We start from the raw sequence: 17018 nt of genomic DNA on the forward strand, positions 1-17018 counted from the left end.
CCCGGATAGGGGGGAGCGGCGATGAACGCTGCGGGAGCCGGGAGCGGCCGCGCCCTGATCCGGCGCAACAGTCTCCGCGAACAGATCGCCGACGCCCTGCGCGACGAGATGATGTGCGGCCGGCTGCCCGCCGGCCGCAGCTTCACCGTCAAGGAGATCGCCGAAATCTACGGCGTCTCCGCCACCCCCGCCCGGGAAGCCCTGGTCGACCTCTCCGCCCAGGGAATGCTGGTCAGCGAACCCCACCGCGGCTTCACCGTCCCCGAGTTCGACTGGGACGACTACCTGGAGATCTTCGAAGCCCGGGCGCTGCTCACCGACAACGCGCTGCGCCACCTCGGCAACCGGGAACACCCCTACGACTGGACCCGGACCGTCTCGCTGCGCCGCCGCGCCGACGCCGCCACCCGCGCCGCCCGGGCCGGCCACCTCGACGTCCTGGTCGGCTGCGACCTGCGGTTCTGGCAGGAGGCCGCAGCCATCCTGTGCAACGAGCGGATCGCCGACTACCTCGGCTGGCTGCGCGTCCAGTCCTGGATGTTCGCCGCTCCCCACCTGCGCGCCGCCGGCGAACTGGCCGGCGTCTGCTGGGACCGGCACGGCGACCTCGTCGACCGGATCGAGGACCGCGACCACGACGGCGCCCGACGGCTCGTCAACCACTACAACCTGTTCACCATCGAACTGCTCGCCAGGCTGCTCGACCGGACCCTCGACGGTGTCTCCGTCATGCGACTGCTGCGCGAACCGGCCCCGGCCGACGCGCCGTCAGCCGCCCCCGAGAAGGGCGAGGACGCCCCCCAACCGCCCCACGGCGCCGTCGTATTGGGCCGGGTCCCACTGCCCCGGGTCGTCCCGCCCGGCCGGTTCACCCGGTCCTTCCGCCCGGGGCGCGGCGAGCCCGCCACGGGCCGGTAGGGTTGGGGCCCATTGCCCCGCCACCGAGAGGATGAGCCGGCCCATGGCCTGCGACCTCTGGCTCGTCCCGCTCGTGGACGTGCTCACGTACAGCCCCGAAAACCCCTTCCGGGACGACCTCGACCGCTACAACGGAGTGCTGGCCCAGCACGGGCTGCCGCCCGTCCCGGTCAACCCCTACGTACCGGGCTTCTCCGGAGACGTCGAGACGATAGCCGCGTTCGACTACGACTCGCTCCACTTCCTGCGCCGCGCCTACCTGCTGGGGCTCACCGGCTTCGAGGTGGCGCCGGTGGACGCACTCGGCAGCGACTACGAACAGCTCCTGGAGATGTTCGAGGCCACCGCCGAACAGTCGCACCTGGTCTGGCACTTCGACCACGCCGGGGCATACGTCCCGGTGGACTTCGCCGTCCCGCTGGTCGCCGACGAACTCCTCGCCGCAGGCGGCCCGTTGGGCTCCTCGTACGGCCTGCTCCGCGAACTCCAGGCCGTCGCCCCCCTGCTGGGCATCGACCCGCTCAACCCCCCGGCCCCGACCCGCCCCCTGGGCCCCACCCAACTGGAACAGCCCTTCGGCCCCCCGATCGACGACTTCCAGCACCCCTTCGCAAGGGAGCGCCACGCCTGGGCCGGCCTGTACTCGGCGGCGGCCCGCAGCGTCTCCCAGTCCTCGATGATCGTCTTCGCCTGAGAGGGAGCCACCAGGGGCGCGAGGAACTGCGCGAAGGGGAACGCACCCGACCGCAAGATCGCGCCGCAGGACAATGACTTGCACGTGCGTGCGACCTTGCGGATCGGCCCGCGCTTGTCGCGAAGGTCAGCGCAGGGGTCCCTCCGGGGGACGCTGTCGCGGCATGGTGGGCCTGGTGCCCGGCGGCGGCAGCACGCGGACCTGTGCGCCGGTGCCAACCTCGTTGCGGCCGCCCCAGCTGCCCGGGGTCTGGGTGGGCAGCTGGGTCATGCCGGCGCGGAATTCGAGCATCCACTCGGAGGTCTCGGTGCGGACCATCTCGGAGACGTCCTCGCAGAAGCGCCGCAGCACGCCGAGGCAGCGTTCGGCGGCCTCGCCGGCGGTGCCTTCGGTGGGGCCGAGGACTTCCCGGACGCATTCCGAGGCCCAGTCGAACTGGAAGGCTTCCAGGCGGCGTTGGAGTGCCTGCGAGGTGGAGACGTCGCGCATCCAGCCGGAGGTGAGTCCGAACGCGCGGTCGGCAGCCAGCGAGGCGGCGGCGAGCGCGAGGCCGACGTAGCCCCATTCGAGGGCGTGCGGGAGGACGCCGGTGAGGGAGACGATCGGGGCGGTGACGCCGGCGACGGTGAACAGGCCGGCGGCCTTGCGGAGCAGCCTGGCCCAGCGGCGCTTCCAGACCCGGTCGCGGCGGTACCACTCGATGGCCTCGACGGCGCGTTCTTCCGACCAGCGGTAGAGCTCTTCGAGGCGTTCGGCCGGTTCGCCCCAGTCGCCGAGCGGGAATTGACGGGCGCTCAGGTCGGTGCGGCGGCGGGTGGGGATCCGTCCGCCGGAGCCGGGGGCGCTCTGGTCGTCGTCGGCGACCTCTTTGCCCCAAGGACTCTCCTCGGGCTGCATTTCCGGCTGGCTCACCTGTGGCGCTCCCTGTGGCGGGGTGACTGCGGAGGCCCGGCGGGTACCGGGACTGACGGTTCGGAATATCGAAGTGGCGTGGACATCGGGTTTTCGGCGCGGACCTCGAGTTCGGCGGAGCCGCCCATGGTGCCGTGCCCGGTCTGCGGCCGGGTTCTTGTCCAACAGCACTTCTTACCGCCAAATGGCTGACCGTGTGGGCGCTTCCGCAGTGATCGTTATGTGATTTCACCTCCGGAAGCCGAGGTCGGAGGGTTGTGCTGCCCGGCCGGATTTCACCCGTCCGAGCGAGGTGAACGGGGGCGGTCGGTGTGACTGCGCGGTTGTTCGAACAGGCCAGCTGCTTTTGGTGGGCGGGCACACCGGATTCGGGGCCGCGGACGGTGCCGCCGACGGTGCGGAACCGGCCACCGACTAGGCTCTCGACTCGTGAAGGTCCTCGTCATCGGCGGCGGCGCCCGCGAACACGCCCTGTGCCGCTCCCTGTCCCAAGATCCCGCCGTCACCGAGCTGCACTGTGCCCCGGGCAACGCCGGGATCGCGCGGGTGGCCACCCTGCACCCGGTCGACCAGCTGGACGGCGCCGCGGTCACCGCGCTGGCCCGTGAGCTGGGCGCCGACCTGGTGGTGGTCGGCCCGGAGGCTCCGCTGGTGGCCGGTGTCGCCGACCCGCTGCGGGCGGCCGGCATCCCGGTGTTCGGCCCGAGTGCCGAGGCCGCGCAGCTGGAAGGCTCCAAGGCCTTCGCGAAGGACGTGATGGCCGGGGCCGGCGTCCCGACCGCGCGGTCCTACGTGTGCACCACCGAGCAGGAGGCCGCCGAGGCGCTGGACGCGTTCGGCGCCCCGTACGTGGTGAAGGACGACGGCCTGGCGGCCGGCAAGGGCGTCGTGGTCACCGAGGACCGCGCCGCCGCGCTGGAGCACGCCAAGGGCTGCGACCGCGTGGTGATCGAGGAGTACCTGGACGGCCCGGAGGTGTCGCTGTTCGCGATCACCGACGGCACCACGGTGCTGCCGCTGGTGCCCGCGCAGGACTTCAAGCGCGCGCTGGACGGCGACCAGGGTCCCAACACCGGTGGCATGGGCGCCTACACCCCGCTGCCGTGGGCCCCCGAGGGCCTGGTCGAGGAGGTGCTGGAGACGGTTCTCCAGCCGACCGTCGACGAACTGCGCCGCCGCGGCACCCCGTTCTCCGGTCTGCTGTACGCGGGCCTGGCGCTGACCTCGCGCGGCACCCGGGTGATCGAGTTCAACGCCCGCTTCGGCGACCCGGAGACCCAGGTCGTGCTGGCCCGGCTGCGCACCCCGCTGGCCGGTGTGCTGCTCGCCGCCGCCAACGGCACGCTGGCCGGGCTGGAGCCGCTGCGCTGGGACGAGGACGCCGCGGTCACCGTGGTGCTGGCGTCCGAGGGCTACCCGGCGAACCCGCGCACCGGTGACCCGATCGAGGGCCTGGACGAGGCGGAGGCCGACGGCACCGCGTTCGTGCTGCACGCCGGTACCAAGAGCGGCCCGGACGGCGAGGTGCTCACCGCGGGCGGCCGGGTGCTGTCCGTCACCGCCACCGGCGCGGACCTCGCCGAGGCCCGGGCCAAGGCGTACGCGGGCCTGGCGAAGATCTCCTTCAAGGGCGCCCAGCACCGCACCGACATCGCGGCCGAGGCCGCGCAGTAAGTAGGGAGTACCCGCGGGGCGCTGCGCCCGGACCGACCCGTCCGGACGTAGCGCCCCGCGGCGTTTCCCGGGATCGGGGCGGAGCGGGCCGCACGCCGAAAAAGCAGTCCTTCGGGTGATCTGTTGGTCATCCCGCTGACGGGGCCGGAGCGAGCGCCGTAGGGTGCGCTGCATCGTGCAGGGGCGGGGGCGCCGGCGCGGGCGCGGCTCGTCGCCATGACGCGCCCGGGGGATGCTGGGAGCGGTGGCGGGTCCCGCCGCGGTGTCACCAGGACGGGTGGTCTCCCGGAAGTTCCGGAACACCCGCCCGTACCGGGGCGTCGAGACTGGCAGGAAAGCGCCACGCGAGTCGTACCACCGGGTTCGGCACCCGCCGCTTCCCGTACCGGAATTGATCGAGTCGAGTCGGCTGCGAAGGGGGTGCCGCGGCGATGGCTGCAGTGGACACCGCACGCGCACGAGCCCGGGCCGTCCTGCGTCTGCGCGGACGGGCCGTGGCCGCCGCCGCGCTGCCCGCCGCCTGCGCGGTGGTGCTGCTGGCCGGGCGGTTCACCGGACGGATAGGCGCCCCCGGGTCGCCGGACGCGCCCCTGTGGGACGGCATCCGCTGGGCGGTCTGCGCGGTCGCCGCGCTGACGCTGCTGCTGGCCGCCATGGTGGCCCGCGCGCACCGCCGGGCCGTCCCCCCGGTCACCCCCGCCGTGCCGCTGACCAGGGCGGACGCGCCGGAGCTCTACCGGCTGATCGAGGAGCTCGCCGACCGGCTGGACGTTCCGGCGCCCGGCGCGATCGCGCTCACCCCCGACTGCGACAGCTGGCTGGAGGAGCCGCACCGGCCCGGCCGGCGGGCCGCGCCCGGCGCGCCGGTGCTGGTGATCGGCTCCCCGTTCCTGTGGTGGATGCGGGCCGGCGAGCTGCGCGCCCTGCTGGCCCCCGTGGTGGCCGGCACCGCGGCCGCCGCCGATCCGGACATCGCCGCCGCCCGCCGCTGGCTGCGCACCCTGGACGCCGCGCTCGGCGACCGGCACCGCGGCCCCGCCGCGCTGGTCGGCCGGGTCGACCGGCACCTGCTGGGCGCCTGCCGCGAGCACTCCGCCGAGCTGGAGCACGCCGTCGCCGCCTGGGCCTCCGAGCAGGCCAAGGCCGTCGACTACGGGCTGCGGATCGCCGCCCAGGAGCAGGTCGGCCTGGCCTACGCGGGCTGGGACCGGCTGCTCACCCGGGTCGCGCTGCCCGCCTGGCGGCTCGGCCGGCACCCCTCGCACCTGAACGCCGGCGTGGTCGCCGCGCTCACCGAGCTCTCCCGCCGCGACCGGCTCGCCGACGGCTATGGGAGCCGGCTCGGCGACCGCCCCGCCTGCGACCTGCTGGAGGAGCCCGGCCTGGTGGACACCCGGGTGTCCCGGCTGGCCGCCGAACTGCTGCACGAGGAGCCGCCCGGCGGCTGGCAGCCGCTGGACTGGGAGGACTACCCGGAGCAGGTGGTCGACCACGGCTGGCGGGAGAGCGCCGCAGCCCTGCAGAGCGCCCTCGGCGACGACCACCCGCACACCGGCCCCGCGCTGGACAAACTGCTCGCCCGGCTGGCGGCCGGGGAGTCCGAGACCCTGGCGGCCGCACTGGCGGGAAGGGTGGCGCGCGCCGCCGAGGTCGCGCCCCCCTTGCCTCCCGTGCGCAGCGGACGCGACCTGCTGGTCGAGCACCTCACCGCCACCGTCTGCTGCGCCGCGGTGGACGCGGGCACCGCGAGCCCGGGCCTGGACTGGCTGGACGGCCCGGTCCTGCTGTCCCGCGCGGCACCGAGAGCCGCTCTGTCCCCGGCGGTGACGGCCGCCGCGGAGGCCGGGCAGGACGGCCCGCTGCGGTCCTGGCTGGAGCGGGCCGGGGTGCGACTGGAGCGACCGGTGCGGCTTTCCGGATGAATTTCCGAAAGATCCCGGAAAACCCGGTTTCGCCGATACAAATTGCTACGGTGGGGTGACACTGCGCCAGCAACCTGTGGTGTGCTGGTCCGCACGCACATCCGCATGGCAATTGCCACCCTCGGCGGATGCGCAAGGGTGGGGAGGGCGTGTGGGAACGGAATCCAACCGCCGGTGGGAGTCCGGCACGCTGGCGCACGGGGTGTCCGATCCGTTCGGCCAGGGCCCGCTGCCGTGGCTGCGCAGCCCCGACCACTACCTGGCGGACGGCGAGGGCGCGGTGCCCTGGTACGTCAGCGTGGACGCCCCGGGGCAGCAGCCGCTGGAAGGCGCGGCCCGGCCGCCGCGGCCCGCGGTGAGCGGTCCGAGCAACTCCGACGACGTGCGGCAGCAGATCAAGGGGTTCGCGTCCTCGGGCGTGGTCCGGCCGGGCGGTTCGGTGGATCTCCGGGTGACGGTCCACCCGCCGCAGGAGTTCCAGGTCGACGTCTACCGGATCGGCCACGACGGCGGTGACGGCGCCCGCCAGGTGTCCTCCAGCCCGCTGATCGCCGGTCTCGTCCAGCCCGCCCCGATGGTCGCCGACCGCACCGTCTCCTGCCACCACTGGTGGCAGTCCTGGCGGTTGCAGGTCCCGCAGGACTGGCGGCCCGGCGCGTACGTCGCGGTGCTGACCACCGCCGACGGCGGGCACCGCAGCCACATCCCGTTCACCGTCCGGGACTTCAACGCGGCGGAGCTGCTGCTGGTGCTGCCGGACGTGACCTGGCAGGCGTACAACCTGTTCCCGGAGGACGGGCACCTCGGGGCCAGCCTCTACCACGCGTGGGACGCGGCGGGGCGGCTGGTGCGCGAGGAGGAGGCGGCGGTCACCGTCTCCTTCGACCGGCCGCACGCCGGGGCCGGGCTGCCGCTGCACGTCGGGCACGCGTACGACTTCATCCGCTGGGCCGAGCGGTACGGCTACGACCTGGGCTACGCCACCGCCACCGACCTGCACGCCGGGCTGGTCAACGCCGAGCGGTACAAGGCGATGGTGTTCCCCGGGCACGACGAGTACTGGTCGGAGCCGATGCGGCGGGCCGTCGAGCGGGCCCGGGACGGCGGCACCTCGCTGGTGTTCCTGTCCGCCAATTCGCTGTACTGGCGGGTCGAGCTGACGGCCGGCCCGAACGGCGAGCCGTCCCGGCTGCTGAACTGCCGCAAGCGGCAGAAGGTCGGTGCCGACCACCCCGCGGCCGGCCCGGCGGGTTCGGCGAGCGCGCTCTGGCGCGACGCGGGGGAGCCCGAGCAGCACCTGCTGGGCATCCAGTACGCGGGCAGCGTGCCCACGCCGGTGCCGCTGGTGGCCCGGAACACCTCGCACTGGCTGTGGGAGGGCACCGGCCTGGAGGAGGGCGAGGAGCTGCCCGGCCTGGTCGCGGGGGAGGCCGACCGCTACTACCCGAAGGTCGCGCTGCCCGCCTGCACCGAACGCACCCTGCTGGCGCACTCCCCGTACCGGGACGCCGCCGGCCGGCTCACCCACCAGGAGACCTCGCTGTACCGGGCGCCCAGCGGCGCGTACGTCTTCGCGTCCGGGACGTTCGCCTGGTCGCCCGCGCTGGACCGGCCCGGGCACATCGACGAACGGATCCAGAAGGCCACCGCCAACCTGCTCGACCGGCTCTGCAAGGAGGGCCGCACCCGTCCCTGACCTGGTGCTGAGCGGGGCCGCACCCGCCCCCTGCCTCGTGCGCATGAAAGACTCCCCGCAGCAGAGCCCCCCAGCTGTGAGGACTTTACGACCGTGAGCGGATTCGTCACCAAGCCCGAGCCGGTCCAGGTGCCCGGCCTGGTCCACCTGCACACCGGCAAGGTGCGCGACCTGTACCGGGACGGGAACGGCAACCTGGTGATGGTGGCCAGCGACCGCACCTCCGCCTACGACTGGGTGCTGCCCAACGAGATCCCCGACAAGGGCCGGATCCTCACCCAGCTCTCGCTGTGGTGGTTCGAGCGGATCGCCGACCTGGTGCCCAACCACGTGATCTCCACCGAGCTGCCCGAGGGCGCCCCCGCCGACTGGGCTGGCCGCACCCTGATCTGCCGCAGCCTGGAGATGGCGCCGGTCGAGTGCGTGGCCCGCGGCTACCTGGCGGGCTCCGGCCTGGAGGAGTACCGGGTGTCCCGCACGGTGTGCGGCATCGCGCTGCCCGAGGGCCTGGACAACGGCTCGGAGCTGCCCGCCCCGATCTACACCCCGGCGCTGAAGGCCGAGGTCGGCGAGCACGACGAGAACGTCTCCTACGAGGAGACCGCCCACCGGGTCGGTGCCGACCTGGCCGCCACCCTGCGGCAGACCACTCTGGCCGTCTACTCGCGGGCCCGGGAGATCGCCCGTGACCGGGGCCTGATCCTCGCCGACACCAAGTTCGAGTTCGGCCTGCTGGACGGCGAACTGGTCATCGGCGACGAGGTGCTGACCCCGGACTCGTCCCGCTACTGGCCGGCCGACGAGTGGCAGCCGGGCCGCGACCAGCCGTCCTTCGACAAGCAGATCATCCGCGACTGGCTGACCTCGCCCGCCTCCGGCTGGGACCGCAAGAGCGACAACCCGCCGCCGGCGCTGCCCGCCGAGATCGTCGAGCACACCCGGCAGCGCTACATCGACGCGTACGAGAAGCTCACCGGTCTCGACTGGAAGTAGATCCCCAGGGCTGGCTGTGACGCGCCGTCACAGCCAGCCGTGCTCGCGGGCGATCCGCACCGCCGCGTGCCGGTTCTCCGCGCCCAGCTTGCCCGCCGCCGAGGACAGGTAGTTGCGCACCGTGCCCTGCGACAGCGAGGCCCGGTCGGCGATCTCGGCTATCGAGGAGCCGTCGGCGGCCAGTTCCAGCACGTCCGTCTCGCGCGGCGTCAGCGGGGAGTCGCCCGCGCTGATCGCCTCCGCGGCCAGTTCCGGGTCCACGTAGCGGCCGCCCGCCCGGACGGTGCGGATGATGCCCGCCAGGTCGGAGGCGGAGACGGTCTTCGGCAGGAAGCCGCGCACCCCGACCTCCAGGGCCCGCTTCAGGTAGCCGGGGCGGCCGTGCCCGGTCACGATCATCACCCGGCAGTCCGGCAGTCGGTGCCGCAGTTCCGCGGCCACCTCCAGGCCGTCCAGGCCCGGCATCTGCAGGTCCAGCACCGCCACGTCCGGGCGGTGTGCGGCGGCCATCGCCAGCGCCTCCGGGCCGGACGCCGCCTCGGCGACCACCGCCAGGTCGTCCTCCAGCGCGAGCAGTGCGGCCAGCGCTCCCCGGATCAGATGCTCGTCGTCGGCGAGCAGTACTCGCACCCGGTCGCTCACGCCACGGACTCCCTTGCCTTCATCGGTAGTTCGGCGGTCACCCGGAACCGTCCGGGGCCGGGTCCGGCAGCCGTCAGGGTGCCGCCGTGGGCGGCCAGGCGTTCGCGCAGACCGCGCAGGCCGCTGCCCGCGCCGTCGGTGCGGGACGGCGGGACGGCGGGCACCCCGTCGTTCTCCACCTCCAGCACCGCGAGGCCGCCCGAGACCCGCAGCCGGAACGAGCAGTTGGCGGCCTCGGAGTGCCGCAGCACGTTGGTCGCGGCCTCCCGCACCACCCAGCCGAGCACCGACTGCGCCTCGGAAGGCAGCGCGTCCGTGCCCGCCAGTTCGGTCCGGCAGTCGACGTTCGCGGCGCGCAGCACCGAGGCCGCGCCGATCAGTTCGGTGTGCAGTTCGACGGTGCGGTAGCCGCGCACCACCTCGCGGACCTCGCGCTGCGAGTCCTGCGCGATCCGCTGCACCTCGGTCATCTGGTCCACCGCCTCCGGGCGCCCGCGGCGGGCCAGCTGCACCGCCAGTTCGCTCTTCAGCGCGATGGTGGCGAGGTTGCGGCCCAGCACGTCGTGCAGGTCACGGGAGAACCGCAGCCGCTCCTCGGCGACGGCGAGCCGGGCCTGGGCCTCCCGGGCCCCGTCCAGTTCCCACACCACCTTCGCCGTCCAGGACGAGCAGCGGGCGGTGGCGCCGGCCATCGCGGCGCCGACCAGGCAGCCCACCAGCAGGCCGACCACCGCGGCCGGGTGGGCGCCGGCCAGCAGCAGCGGCGCCGCGAGCAGCGTCAGCGAGACGGCCGCGGTCAGCAGCGCCTCGCGCACCGACAGGGCGAGCACGCAGGCGCCGAGCCAGAACGTCACCGTCATCGGCGCGATCGCGGCCGGCACCATCGCGTCGTCGCCGGTCATCGATGCGGTGGGCAGCATCATCGCCAGTGACATTCCGACCGCCACCGCCCCGGTCAGCGTCACCCAGCCGTACGGGTGCGGGCGGCGGCCCAGGTAGGCGTTCAGCCCGGTGCGGAACAGCACCACGTTCAGCGCCGCCGCCAGCAGCACGCCCGGCACCGCCAGCAGGAGCTGGCCGGTCGGCACCTCCTGCCGGGCGCTCACCGACCCGACCACGAGGAGCGCGGCCAGCACCTGCATCACCGACACCAGGTACAGCGACCAGCGCACGTACAACTCGGTGCGCTGCGGCTTCGACAGGGACCGCCACCGCCCGATCGGCCTCGGCCTGTTCACCGCTGGGTACCCCGCTTCCTGACGACTCCCCAGCATCCTGCCAGCCCGCCCGCGGCCGCTCAGCGGCGCGGTTCCCAGCGGAACCAGCGCCGGGCCGCCCAGGCGGCCGCAGCCGTCCACACCACGGCCAGCAGCAGCGGCAGCGCGCCCTGCGACCACGTGCCCGCGAAGCCCTCCGCCGGGCCGGAGCCGTCGGTGCCGAACCAGCCGATCCGCAGCAGCTCCAGCGCCGGGGTGGTCGGCAGCAGTCGGCAGATGTTCGCCATCGAGTCCGGCATCGACTCCAGCGGGACCATCAGGCCGGAGCCGAGCTGCGCCACCAGCAGCAGCGGCAGGGTGGTGATGCCGGCGGTCTCCACGGTCTTGGTGAAGGCGCTGGACAGCGCGGCCAGTGCGGTCAGCAGGGCCGCCGACAGGGCCAGTCCGGCCAGCATCAGCACCGGGTTCACCGGGGCGGGCAGGCCGAGCAGCAGTGCGCCGCCGACGCCCAGCAGCAGGCACTGGGTGAGCGCCAGCGCGATCGACGGGGCGGCGGTGCCGAGCAGGATCTCGGCGTCGGTGCCCTCGCCGGTGCGCAGCCGCTTCAGCACCAGTTCGCTGCGCCGGGCGGTGTAGGCGGAGGTCAGGTTGCAGTAGATGACGATCATCAGCACGATCCCCATTGATCCGGCCACCAGGTTGCCGTTCACGTCCAGGCCGGGGGAGTGCTCGGAGAGGCGGTCGAGCATCCCGCGGAGCGTGGTGACCAGGATCAGCGGCAGCGCCAGGGCCATGAACATCGCGGTGCGGTTGCGGCGCAGCAGGGTGGCCTCGGCGCGGCCGAGGGCGAGCAGGCGTCCGGCGGGGGTGGTCGCGGCGGTCATGCGGCACGTCCGATCTGCGGCGGGGCGGTGGCCGCGTCGGACGCGGCGATGGCGAGGAAGGCCTCTTCCAGCGAGGCGCTGCGGGCGTCCAGCCGGTCCAGTACGACCTGGTGGTGGGCGGCCCAGCCGAGCAGCTCGGTCAGGGTGCCCTGGAGGTCGGTGGTGCGCAGGGTGATCCGGCGGCCGTCGATCCGCAGGTCGGCGCCGGGCAGGGACGGCAGGGCGAGTGCGGCGTGCGGGCCGGTGCGTTCGGGCAGTTCGAAGCCGATTCGGGCGGGGTGGTCGGCCAGCACCTCGGCGACGGTGCCGCCGGCCACCACCCGGCCGCCGTGCATGATCGCCAGCCGGTCGGCGAGTTCCTCGGCCTCTTCCAGGTAGTGCGTGGTGAGCAGGACGGTGGTGCCGGCTTCGCGCAGTTCGCGGATCAGCCGCCAGACCGAGGCGCGGGCCTCCGGGTCGAGGCCGGTGGAGGGCTCGTCCAGGAACAGCACCTCGGGCCTGCCGAGCAGGGCCATCGCCAGGTCGAGGCGGCGGCGTTCGCCGCCGGACAGCTGCTTGACCCGCACCGAGCGCCGGGGCAGCAGGCCGACCAGGTCGAGCGCCTCGTCCACGGTGCGGGCGTCGCTGGTCATTCCGGCCCAGCAGGTGCCGGTCTCGGCGACGGTCAGTTCGCCGGGGAAGCCGCCCTCCTGCAGCATGATGCCGATCCTCGGCCGGAGCGCGGGCCGTTCCCGGGCCGGGTCCAGGCCGAGCACCCGGACCTCGCCGGCGCTCGGCGCGGCCAGGCCCTCCAGCACCTCCATGGTGGAGGTCTTGCCGGCGCCGTTGGTCCCGAGCAGCGCGAAGAGTTCGCCGCGGGCGACGCTGAGGTCCAGGCCGCGGACGGCCTCGAACCCGGCGGCGCCGGACGGTCCGTAGCGGCGGTGCAGGCCGCGGGCCTCGACGGCGGGGCGGGGACGGCTGGTGTCGGTCATGGCTCCAGCCTTCCGCCGGGCCGGGCCGTCCAGTAGTGCGGGCCGTCACCGGGTGCCGGTGGAGTTCCACGGGTCGGCGATGACAAATGTCATCGGGTGCGGCTGTCGTCGGGCGTCCTGCCGTCGGGGTGCCGGTCGGGGCTGGAAACGCCGAAGGCCCCCTCGGTCGAGGGGGCCTTCGGAACTGGAGCGGACGACGAGATTCGAACTCGCGACCCTCACCTTGGCAAGGTGATGCTCTACCAACTGAGCCACGTCCGCATGATATTGAATTGTTACAGCCTGTAACGCTAGCTGCGAGCGGACGACGAGATTCGAACTCGCGACCCTCACCTTGGCAAGGTGATGCTCTACCAACTGAGCCACGTCCGCACGGTGCCTGGGCACCGGCCGCCCCGCTCGGGCTTCCCCGGTTGCGGCGACGAGAAGAACTCTACAACATCAATCGACCTGCTTGCCCCACCTTTCCCCGGCGGGGCGGCCGGGGAAGGGGCCGGCGGCCCGCAACGGGCCGCCGGCGAGGGTCAGTTGTTCTCGGAGAACGCCTCGTACACGTGCTTCGGGATGCGGCCGCGGGCGGGCAGCTCCATGCCGTTCGACTGCGCCCAGGCGCGGACCGCGGCCGGGTCGGGGGTGAGCGCGGTACGACGGAAGGACTTTCCGCTGCGGCTCTGCCGGCGTCCGGCGGCGACGAACGGGGCGAGAGCCTCCCGAAGCTTTTCCGCGTTGTCGGCGGACAGGTCGATCTCGTATGACTTCCCGTCCACGCCGAAGTGGACGGTTTCCGCGGCGGCGCCGCCGTCCAGGTCGTCGGAGAGCGTGACGACTACACGCTGAGCCATGGGTGTCAATCCTCTCGGGCAATTCGGCCGGCGGAGGTCTCGGATGCCCCGCCGGTCCGTTGGGCCGGGATCACGGCATCCGTCGGCGGGCAGGGGGAGCCCACGCCGAGATGCGGCGCGTTCGGCTGCCGGTCGCCCTATTCTGCACCCGGAACGGGTGGAAATCGAAGAGTTCGGGATTCCTTTTTTCTGGATATTCACGGGGTTCCCTCGGATGCCGATACAGCCCCGTTACAGACGGGATTAAACCGACGAAATCGGGTGCCGCCGGGGATCCGGGTGCCCGGGGGAGAGGCTTGGAGGCCTTGGCTCGTAAGGGGCATGGGTCTACGCGCGTTGCCGCAGGTAGGCCGCAAGAACGCCTTCCGGCCCAGGTAGGCTGAAGGTCCCCCGCCTTCACGCAATCACCACCGGGAGTGCCAGTGGCACGCGTCGTAGTCGACGTCATGCTCAAGCCGGAGATCCTCGACCCGCAGGGACAGGCGGTGCAGCGTGCACTGCCGCGTCTCGGATTCGCCGGGATCGCCGACGTTCGCCAGGGCAAGCGTTTCGAACTGGAGCTGGAAGGGCCGGTCGATGACGCCGCGCTCGCCCGCATCCGTGAAGCTGCCGAGACCTTCCTCGCCAACACCGTGATCGAGGACTTCACCGTCCGCGTCGAGGAGACCGCGACAATGGTCCCCTCCTCCTCCGTCGTCGGAGACGCCAAGTGACCACCCGCGTTGGCGTTGTCACTTTCCCCGGCTCCCTCGACGACCGCGATGCCCAGCGCGCGGTCCGCCTGGCCGGCGCCGAGCCGGTCGCCCTCTGGCACCGCGACAAGGATCTCCACCAGGTCGACGCCGTCGTCCTGCCGGGCGGATTCTCTTACGGCGACTATCTGCGCTGCGGTGCCATCTCCCGCTTCTCCCCGGTGATGGACACCATCATCGAGCAGGCGAAGCTCGGAATGCCGGTCCTCGGTATCTGCAACGGCTTCCAGGTGCTGTGCGAATCGCACCTGCTGCCCGGCGCGCTCACCCGGAACGACTCGCTGCACTTCATCTGCCGCGACCAGAAGCTCCGCATCGAGAACGCCGACACCGCCTGGACCCGGGATTACTCGGCCGGCCAGGAAATCGTCGTTCCGCTGAAGAACGGCGAAGGCCGGTTCGTCGCCGACGAGCACGTCCTGGACGAACTCGAGGCGGAGGGCCGCATCGTGGCCCGGTACCTGGATGTGAACCCGAACGGTTCGTACCGCGACATCGCCGGCATCACCAACGCCGCCGGCAATGTCGTCGGCCTGATGCCGCACCCGGAGCACGCCGTGGAGCCGCTCACCGGTCCGACCACCGAGGGCCTGGGCTTCTTCACTTCCGTACTGAAGCAGCTGGTGAACGCCTGATGAGTCTCGATACCGTCAAGAACGCCGAGCAGACCCCGGACGCGGGCCAGCCCTGGGCGGAACTCGGCCTCAAGGAGGACGAGTACGCCCGGATCCGCGAGATCCTGGGCCGCCGTCCGACCGGCGCCGAGCTGGCCATGTACTCGGTGATGTGGTCGGAGCACTGCTCGTACAAGAGCTCCAAGATCCACCTCAAGCAGTTCGGCGAGAAGGCCCCGGAGAACGACGCGATGCTCGTCGGCATCGGCGAGAACGCCGGTGTGGTCGACGTCGGCCAGGGCTACGCGGTCACCTTCAAGGTCGAGTCGCACAACCACCCGTCGTACATCGAGCCCTACCAGGGCGCGGCCACCGGCATCGGCGGCATCGTGCGCGACATCCTGGCGATGGGCGCCCGCCCGGTCGCCGTGATGGACCCGCTGCGCTTCGGTGCGGCCGACCACCCGGACACCCGGCGCGTGCTGCCCGGGATCGTCGCGGGCATCGGTGGCTACGGCAACTGCCTGGGCCTGCCGAACATCGGCGGCGAGGTCGTCTTCGACTCCTGCTACCAGGGCAACCCGCTGGTCAACGCGCTCTGCGTCGGCGTGATGAAGCACGAGGACATCCACCTCGCGAAGGCCTCCGGCCCCGGCAACAAGGTCATCCTGTACGGAGCCCGCACCGGCGGCGACGGCATCGGCGGCGTCTCGGTGCTCGCCTCGGAGACCTTCGACGCGACCGGCCCGGCCAAGCGCCCCGCCGTCCAGGTCGGCGACCCGTTCCAGGAGAAGCTCCTCATCGAGTGCACCCTGGAGATCTTCAAGGAAGACCTCGTCGCGGGCATCCAGGACCTCGGCGGCGCCGGCCTGTCCTGCGCCACCTCGGAGCTGGCCTCGGCCGGCACCGGCGGCATGCGGATCGAGCTGGACACCGTGCCGCTGCGCGACCACACGCTCTCGCCGGAGGAAATCCTCATGAGCGAGTCGCAGGAGCGCATGTGCGCCATCGTCGAGCCCGGCAAGGTCGACCGCTTCCTGGAGATCTGCGAGAAGTGGGACGTCATCGCCACCGTCATCGGTGAGGTGACCGACGGCGAGCGCCTGGAGATCTTCTGGCACGGCGAACTGGTGGTCGACGTGCCGCCGCGCACCGTCGCCCACGAGGGTCCGACCTACCAGCGCCCGTACGCCCGCCCGTCCTGGCAGGACGCCCTGCAGGCCGACGCCCCGACCGCCGAGCGGCTCGCCCGCCCGGCGAACGGCGCCGAGCTGAAGGACGCGCTGCTGAAGGTCGCGGGTTCGCCGAACCAGGCCTCCAAGGCGTGGATCACCAACCAGTACGACCGTTACGTGCTGGGCAACACGGTGCTCGCCAGCCCCGAGGACTCCGGCATGATCCGGATCGACGAGGAGACCAACCTCGGCGTCTCGGTCGCCACCGACGGCAACGGCCGCTACACCAAGCTGGACCCGTACACCGGCGCCCAGCTGGCCCTGGCCGAGGCGTACCGCAACGTCGCGGCCGGTGGCGCCAAGCCGCTCGCGATCTCCGACTGCCTCAACTTCGGCTCCCCCGAGGACCCGGACGTGATGTGGCAGTTCGCCGAGGCCACCCGCGGCCTGGCCGACGCCTGCCTGGTGCTCGGTACCCCGGTCACCGGCGGCAACGTCTCGCTGTACAACCAGACCGGCGACGTCGCCATCCACCCGACCCCCGTGGTCGCGGTGCTCGGCGTCATCGACGACGTCACCCGGCGCACCCCGGTCGGCTTCGCCGAAGAGGGCCAGCTGCTCTACCTGCTCGGCGACACCGCCGACGAGCTGGGCGGCTCCGCCTGGTCGCAGGTCGTGCACAACCACCTCGGCGGCCTGCCGCCCAAGGTGGACCTGGAGCGCGAGCGCCTGCTGGGCGACATCCTGATCGCCGCCTCCCGCGACGGCATGATCGACGCCGCCCACGACCTCTCCGACGGCGGCCTCGCGCAGGCCCTGGTGGAGAGCTGCCTCAAGGGCGGCAACGGCGCCCGGGTGGTCGTGCCCGAGGGCATCGACCCGTTCGTGTTCCTGTTCTCCGAGTCCGCCGGACGCGCCGTGGTGGCCGTCCCGCGCAGCGAGGAGCTCCGGTTCAACGACATGTGCGGCGCCCGCGGCCTGCCCGCCGCCCGCATCGGCGTGGTCGACGGCGACGCCCTGGAGGTCCAGGGTCAGTTCACCGTCACGCTGGCCGAGCTGCGCGACGCCCACACCGGCGTCATCGAGGCGCTGCTCGCCTGACGCGGCGT

15 protein-coding genes and 2 tRNA genes are annotated in these 17018 nt (G+C 72.7%); 9 read left to right on the plus strand and 8 right to left on the minus strand.

From position 1 onward, the window contains the following. The first annotated feature begins 21 nt into the window (after window positions 1–21). Window positions 22–918: a GntR family transcriptional regulator gene (locus tag ACFYST_RS06630; protein WP_387860474.1), complete on the plus strand. Its 897-nt coding sequence runs from the start codon at window positions 22–24 to the stop codon at window positions 916–918. A gap of 43 nt (window positions 919–961) precedes the next feature. Continuing rightward, window positions 962–1612 carry a hypothetical protein gene (locus tag ACFYST_RS06635; protein WP_387639712.1) on the plus strand — a complete coding sequence of 217 codons (651 nt, stop codon included), beginning with the start codon at window positions 962–964 and terminating at the stop codon, window positions 1610–1612. A gap of 126 nt (window positions 1613–1738) precedes the next feature. Here ACFYST_RS06635 and ACFYST_RS06640 read toward each other — a convergent pair whose 3' ends face one another. Next, a complete protein-coding gene (locus tag ACFYST_RS06640) occupies window positions 1739–2524 on the minus strand; it encodes an SLATT domain-containing protein (protein ID WP_387639709.1) in 786 nt (261 codons plus the stop codon). Window positions 2525–2953: 429 nt separating this feature from the next. Here ACFYST_RS06640 and purD point away from each other — a divergent pair, with 429 nt between their 5' ends. The 4 genes from purD to ACFYST_RS06660 all read left to right on the plus strand — a co-directional run bounded on the left by purD (window position 2954) and on the right by ACFYST_RS06660 (window position 8809). Next, window positions 2954–4198 (plus strand): phosphoribosylamine--glycine ligase, encoded by a 1245-nt coding sequence (purD, locus tag ACFYST_RS06645; protein WP_387860477.1) that lies wholly within the window; start codon window positions 2954–2956, stop codon window positions 4196–4198. A 431-nt stretch (window positions 4199–4629) separates the two neighbouring features. Beyond that, window positions 4630–6120 carry a hypothetical protein gene (locus tag ACFYST_RS06650; RefSeq protein WP_387639703.1) on the plus strand — a complete coding sequence of 497 codons (1491 nt, stop codon included), beginning with the start codon at window positions 4630–4632 and terminating at the stop codon, window positions 6118–6120. A gap of 151 nt (window positions 6121–6271) precedes the next feature. After that, window positions 6272–7816: a N,N-dimethylformamidase beta subunit family domain-containing protein gene (locus ACFYST_RS06655; protein ID WP_387860479.1), complete on the plus strand. Its 1545-nt coding sequence runs from the start codon at window positions 6272–6274 to the stop codon at window positions 7814–7816. A 93-nt stretch (window positions 7817–7909) separates the two neighbouring features. Next, window positions 7910–8809 (plus strand): phosphoribosylaminoimidazolesuccinocarboxamide synthase, encoded by a 900-nt coding sequence (locus tag ACFYST_RS06660; RefSeq protein ID WP_387639698.1) that lies wholly within the window; start codon window positions 7910–7912, stop codon window positions 8807–8809. 27 nt (window positions 8810–8836) lie between these two features. Here the strand turns inward: ACFYST_RS06660 and ACFYST_RS06665 are convergent, their stop codons facing one another. The 7 genes from ACFYST_RS06665 to ACFYST_RS06695 form a co-directional block, all read right to left on the minus strand. Next, window positions 8837–9451 carry a response regulator gene (locus ACFYST_RS06665; RefSeq protein WP_387639696.1) on the minus strand — a complete coding sequence of 205 codons (615 nt, stop codon included), beginning with the start codon at window positions 9449–9451 and terminating at the stop codon, window positions 8837–8839. Continuing rightward, complete coding sequence (locus ACFYST_RS06670) at window positions 9448–10689, minus strand: sensor histidine kinase (RefSeq protein ID WP_387860481.1); 1242 nt, start codon at window positions 10687–10689, stop codon at window positions 9448–9450. The genes ACFYST_RS06665 and ACFYST_RS06670 overlap by 4 nt, the downstream gene beginning before the upstream one ends. A 59-nt stretch (window positions 10690–10748) precedes the next feature. Then, on the minus strand, window positions 10749–11552 hold the full coding sequence (locus ACFYST_RS06675) for an ABC transporter permease (protein ID WP_387639691.1): 804 nt from the start codon (window positions 11550–11552) through the stop codon (window positions 10749–10751). Further along, window positions 11549–12526: an ABC transporter ATP-binding protein gene (locus ACFYST_RS06680; RefSeq protein WP_387639688.1), complete on the minus strand. Its 978-nt coding sequence runs from the start codon at window positions 12524–12526 to the stop codon at window positions 11549–11551. The genes ACFYST_RS06675 and ACFYST_RS06680 overlap by 4 nt, the downstream gene beginning before the upstream one ends. A gap of 185 nt (window positions 12527–12711) precedes the next feature. Continuing rightward, window positions 12712–12787: transfer RNA gene (locus ACFYST_RS06685), tRNA-Gly, on the minus strand. A 38-nt stretch (window positions 12788–12825) separates the two neighbouring features. Continuing rightward, window positions 12826–12898 (minus strand) — tRNA-Gly (locus ACFYST_RS06690). Window positions 12899–13050: 152 nt separating this feature from the next. Further along, on the minus strand, window positions 13051–13368 hold the full coding sequence (locus ACFYST_RS06695; protein WP_073807183.1) for an Lsr2 family protein: 318 nt from the start codon (window positions 13366–13368) through the stop codon (window positions 13051–13053). 416 nt (window positions 13369–13784) lie between these two features. Here ACFYST_RS06695 and purS point away from each other — a divergent pair, with 416 nt between their 5' ends. The 3 genes from purS to purL are packed head-to-tail and all read left to right on the plus strand — an operon-like array spanning window position 13785 to window position 17010. Continuing rightward, window positions 13785–14081 (plus strand): phosphoribosylformylglycinamidine synthase subunit PurS, encoded by a 297-nt coding sequence (purS, locus tag ACFYST_RS06700; RefSeq protein ID WP_387639685.1) that lies wholly within the window; start codon window positions 13785–13787, stop codon window positions 14079–14081. After that, entirely contained in the window at window positions 14078–14755 is a 678-nt protein-coding gene (gene purQ, locus ACFYST_RS06705) for a phosphoribosylformylglycinamidine synthase subunit PurQ (RefSeq protein WP_387639683.1), read from the plus strand. The genes purS and purQ overlap by 4 nt, the downstream gene beginning before the upstream one ends. Then, window positions 14755–17010, plus strand: a complete 2256-nt coding sequence (gene purL / locus ACFYST_RS06710; protein ID WP_387639680.1) for a phosphoribosylformylglycinamidine synthase subunit PurL — start codon at window positions 14755–14757, stop codon at window positions 17008–17010. The genes purQ and purL overlap by 1 nt, the downstream gene beginning before the upstream one ends. The last annotated feature ends 8 nt before the right edge of the window (window positions 17011–17018 follow it).

The organism is Kitasatospora sp. NPDC004614 (assembly GCF_042873675.1).
GTDB lineage: Bacteria > Actinomycetota > Actinomycetes > Streptomycetales > Streptomycetaceae > Kitasatospora.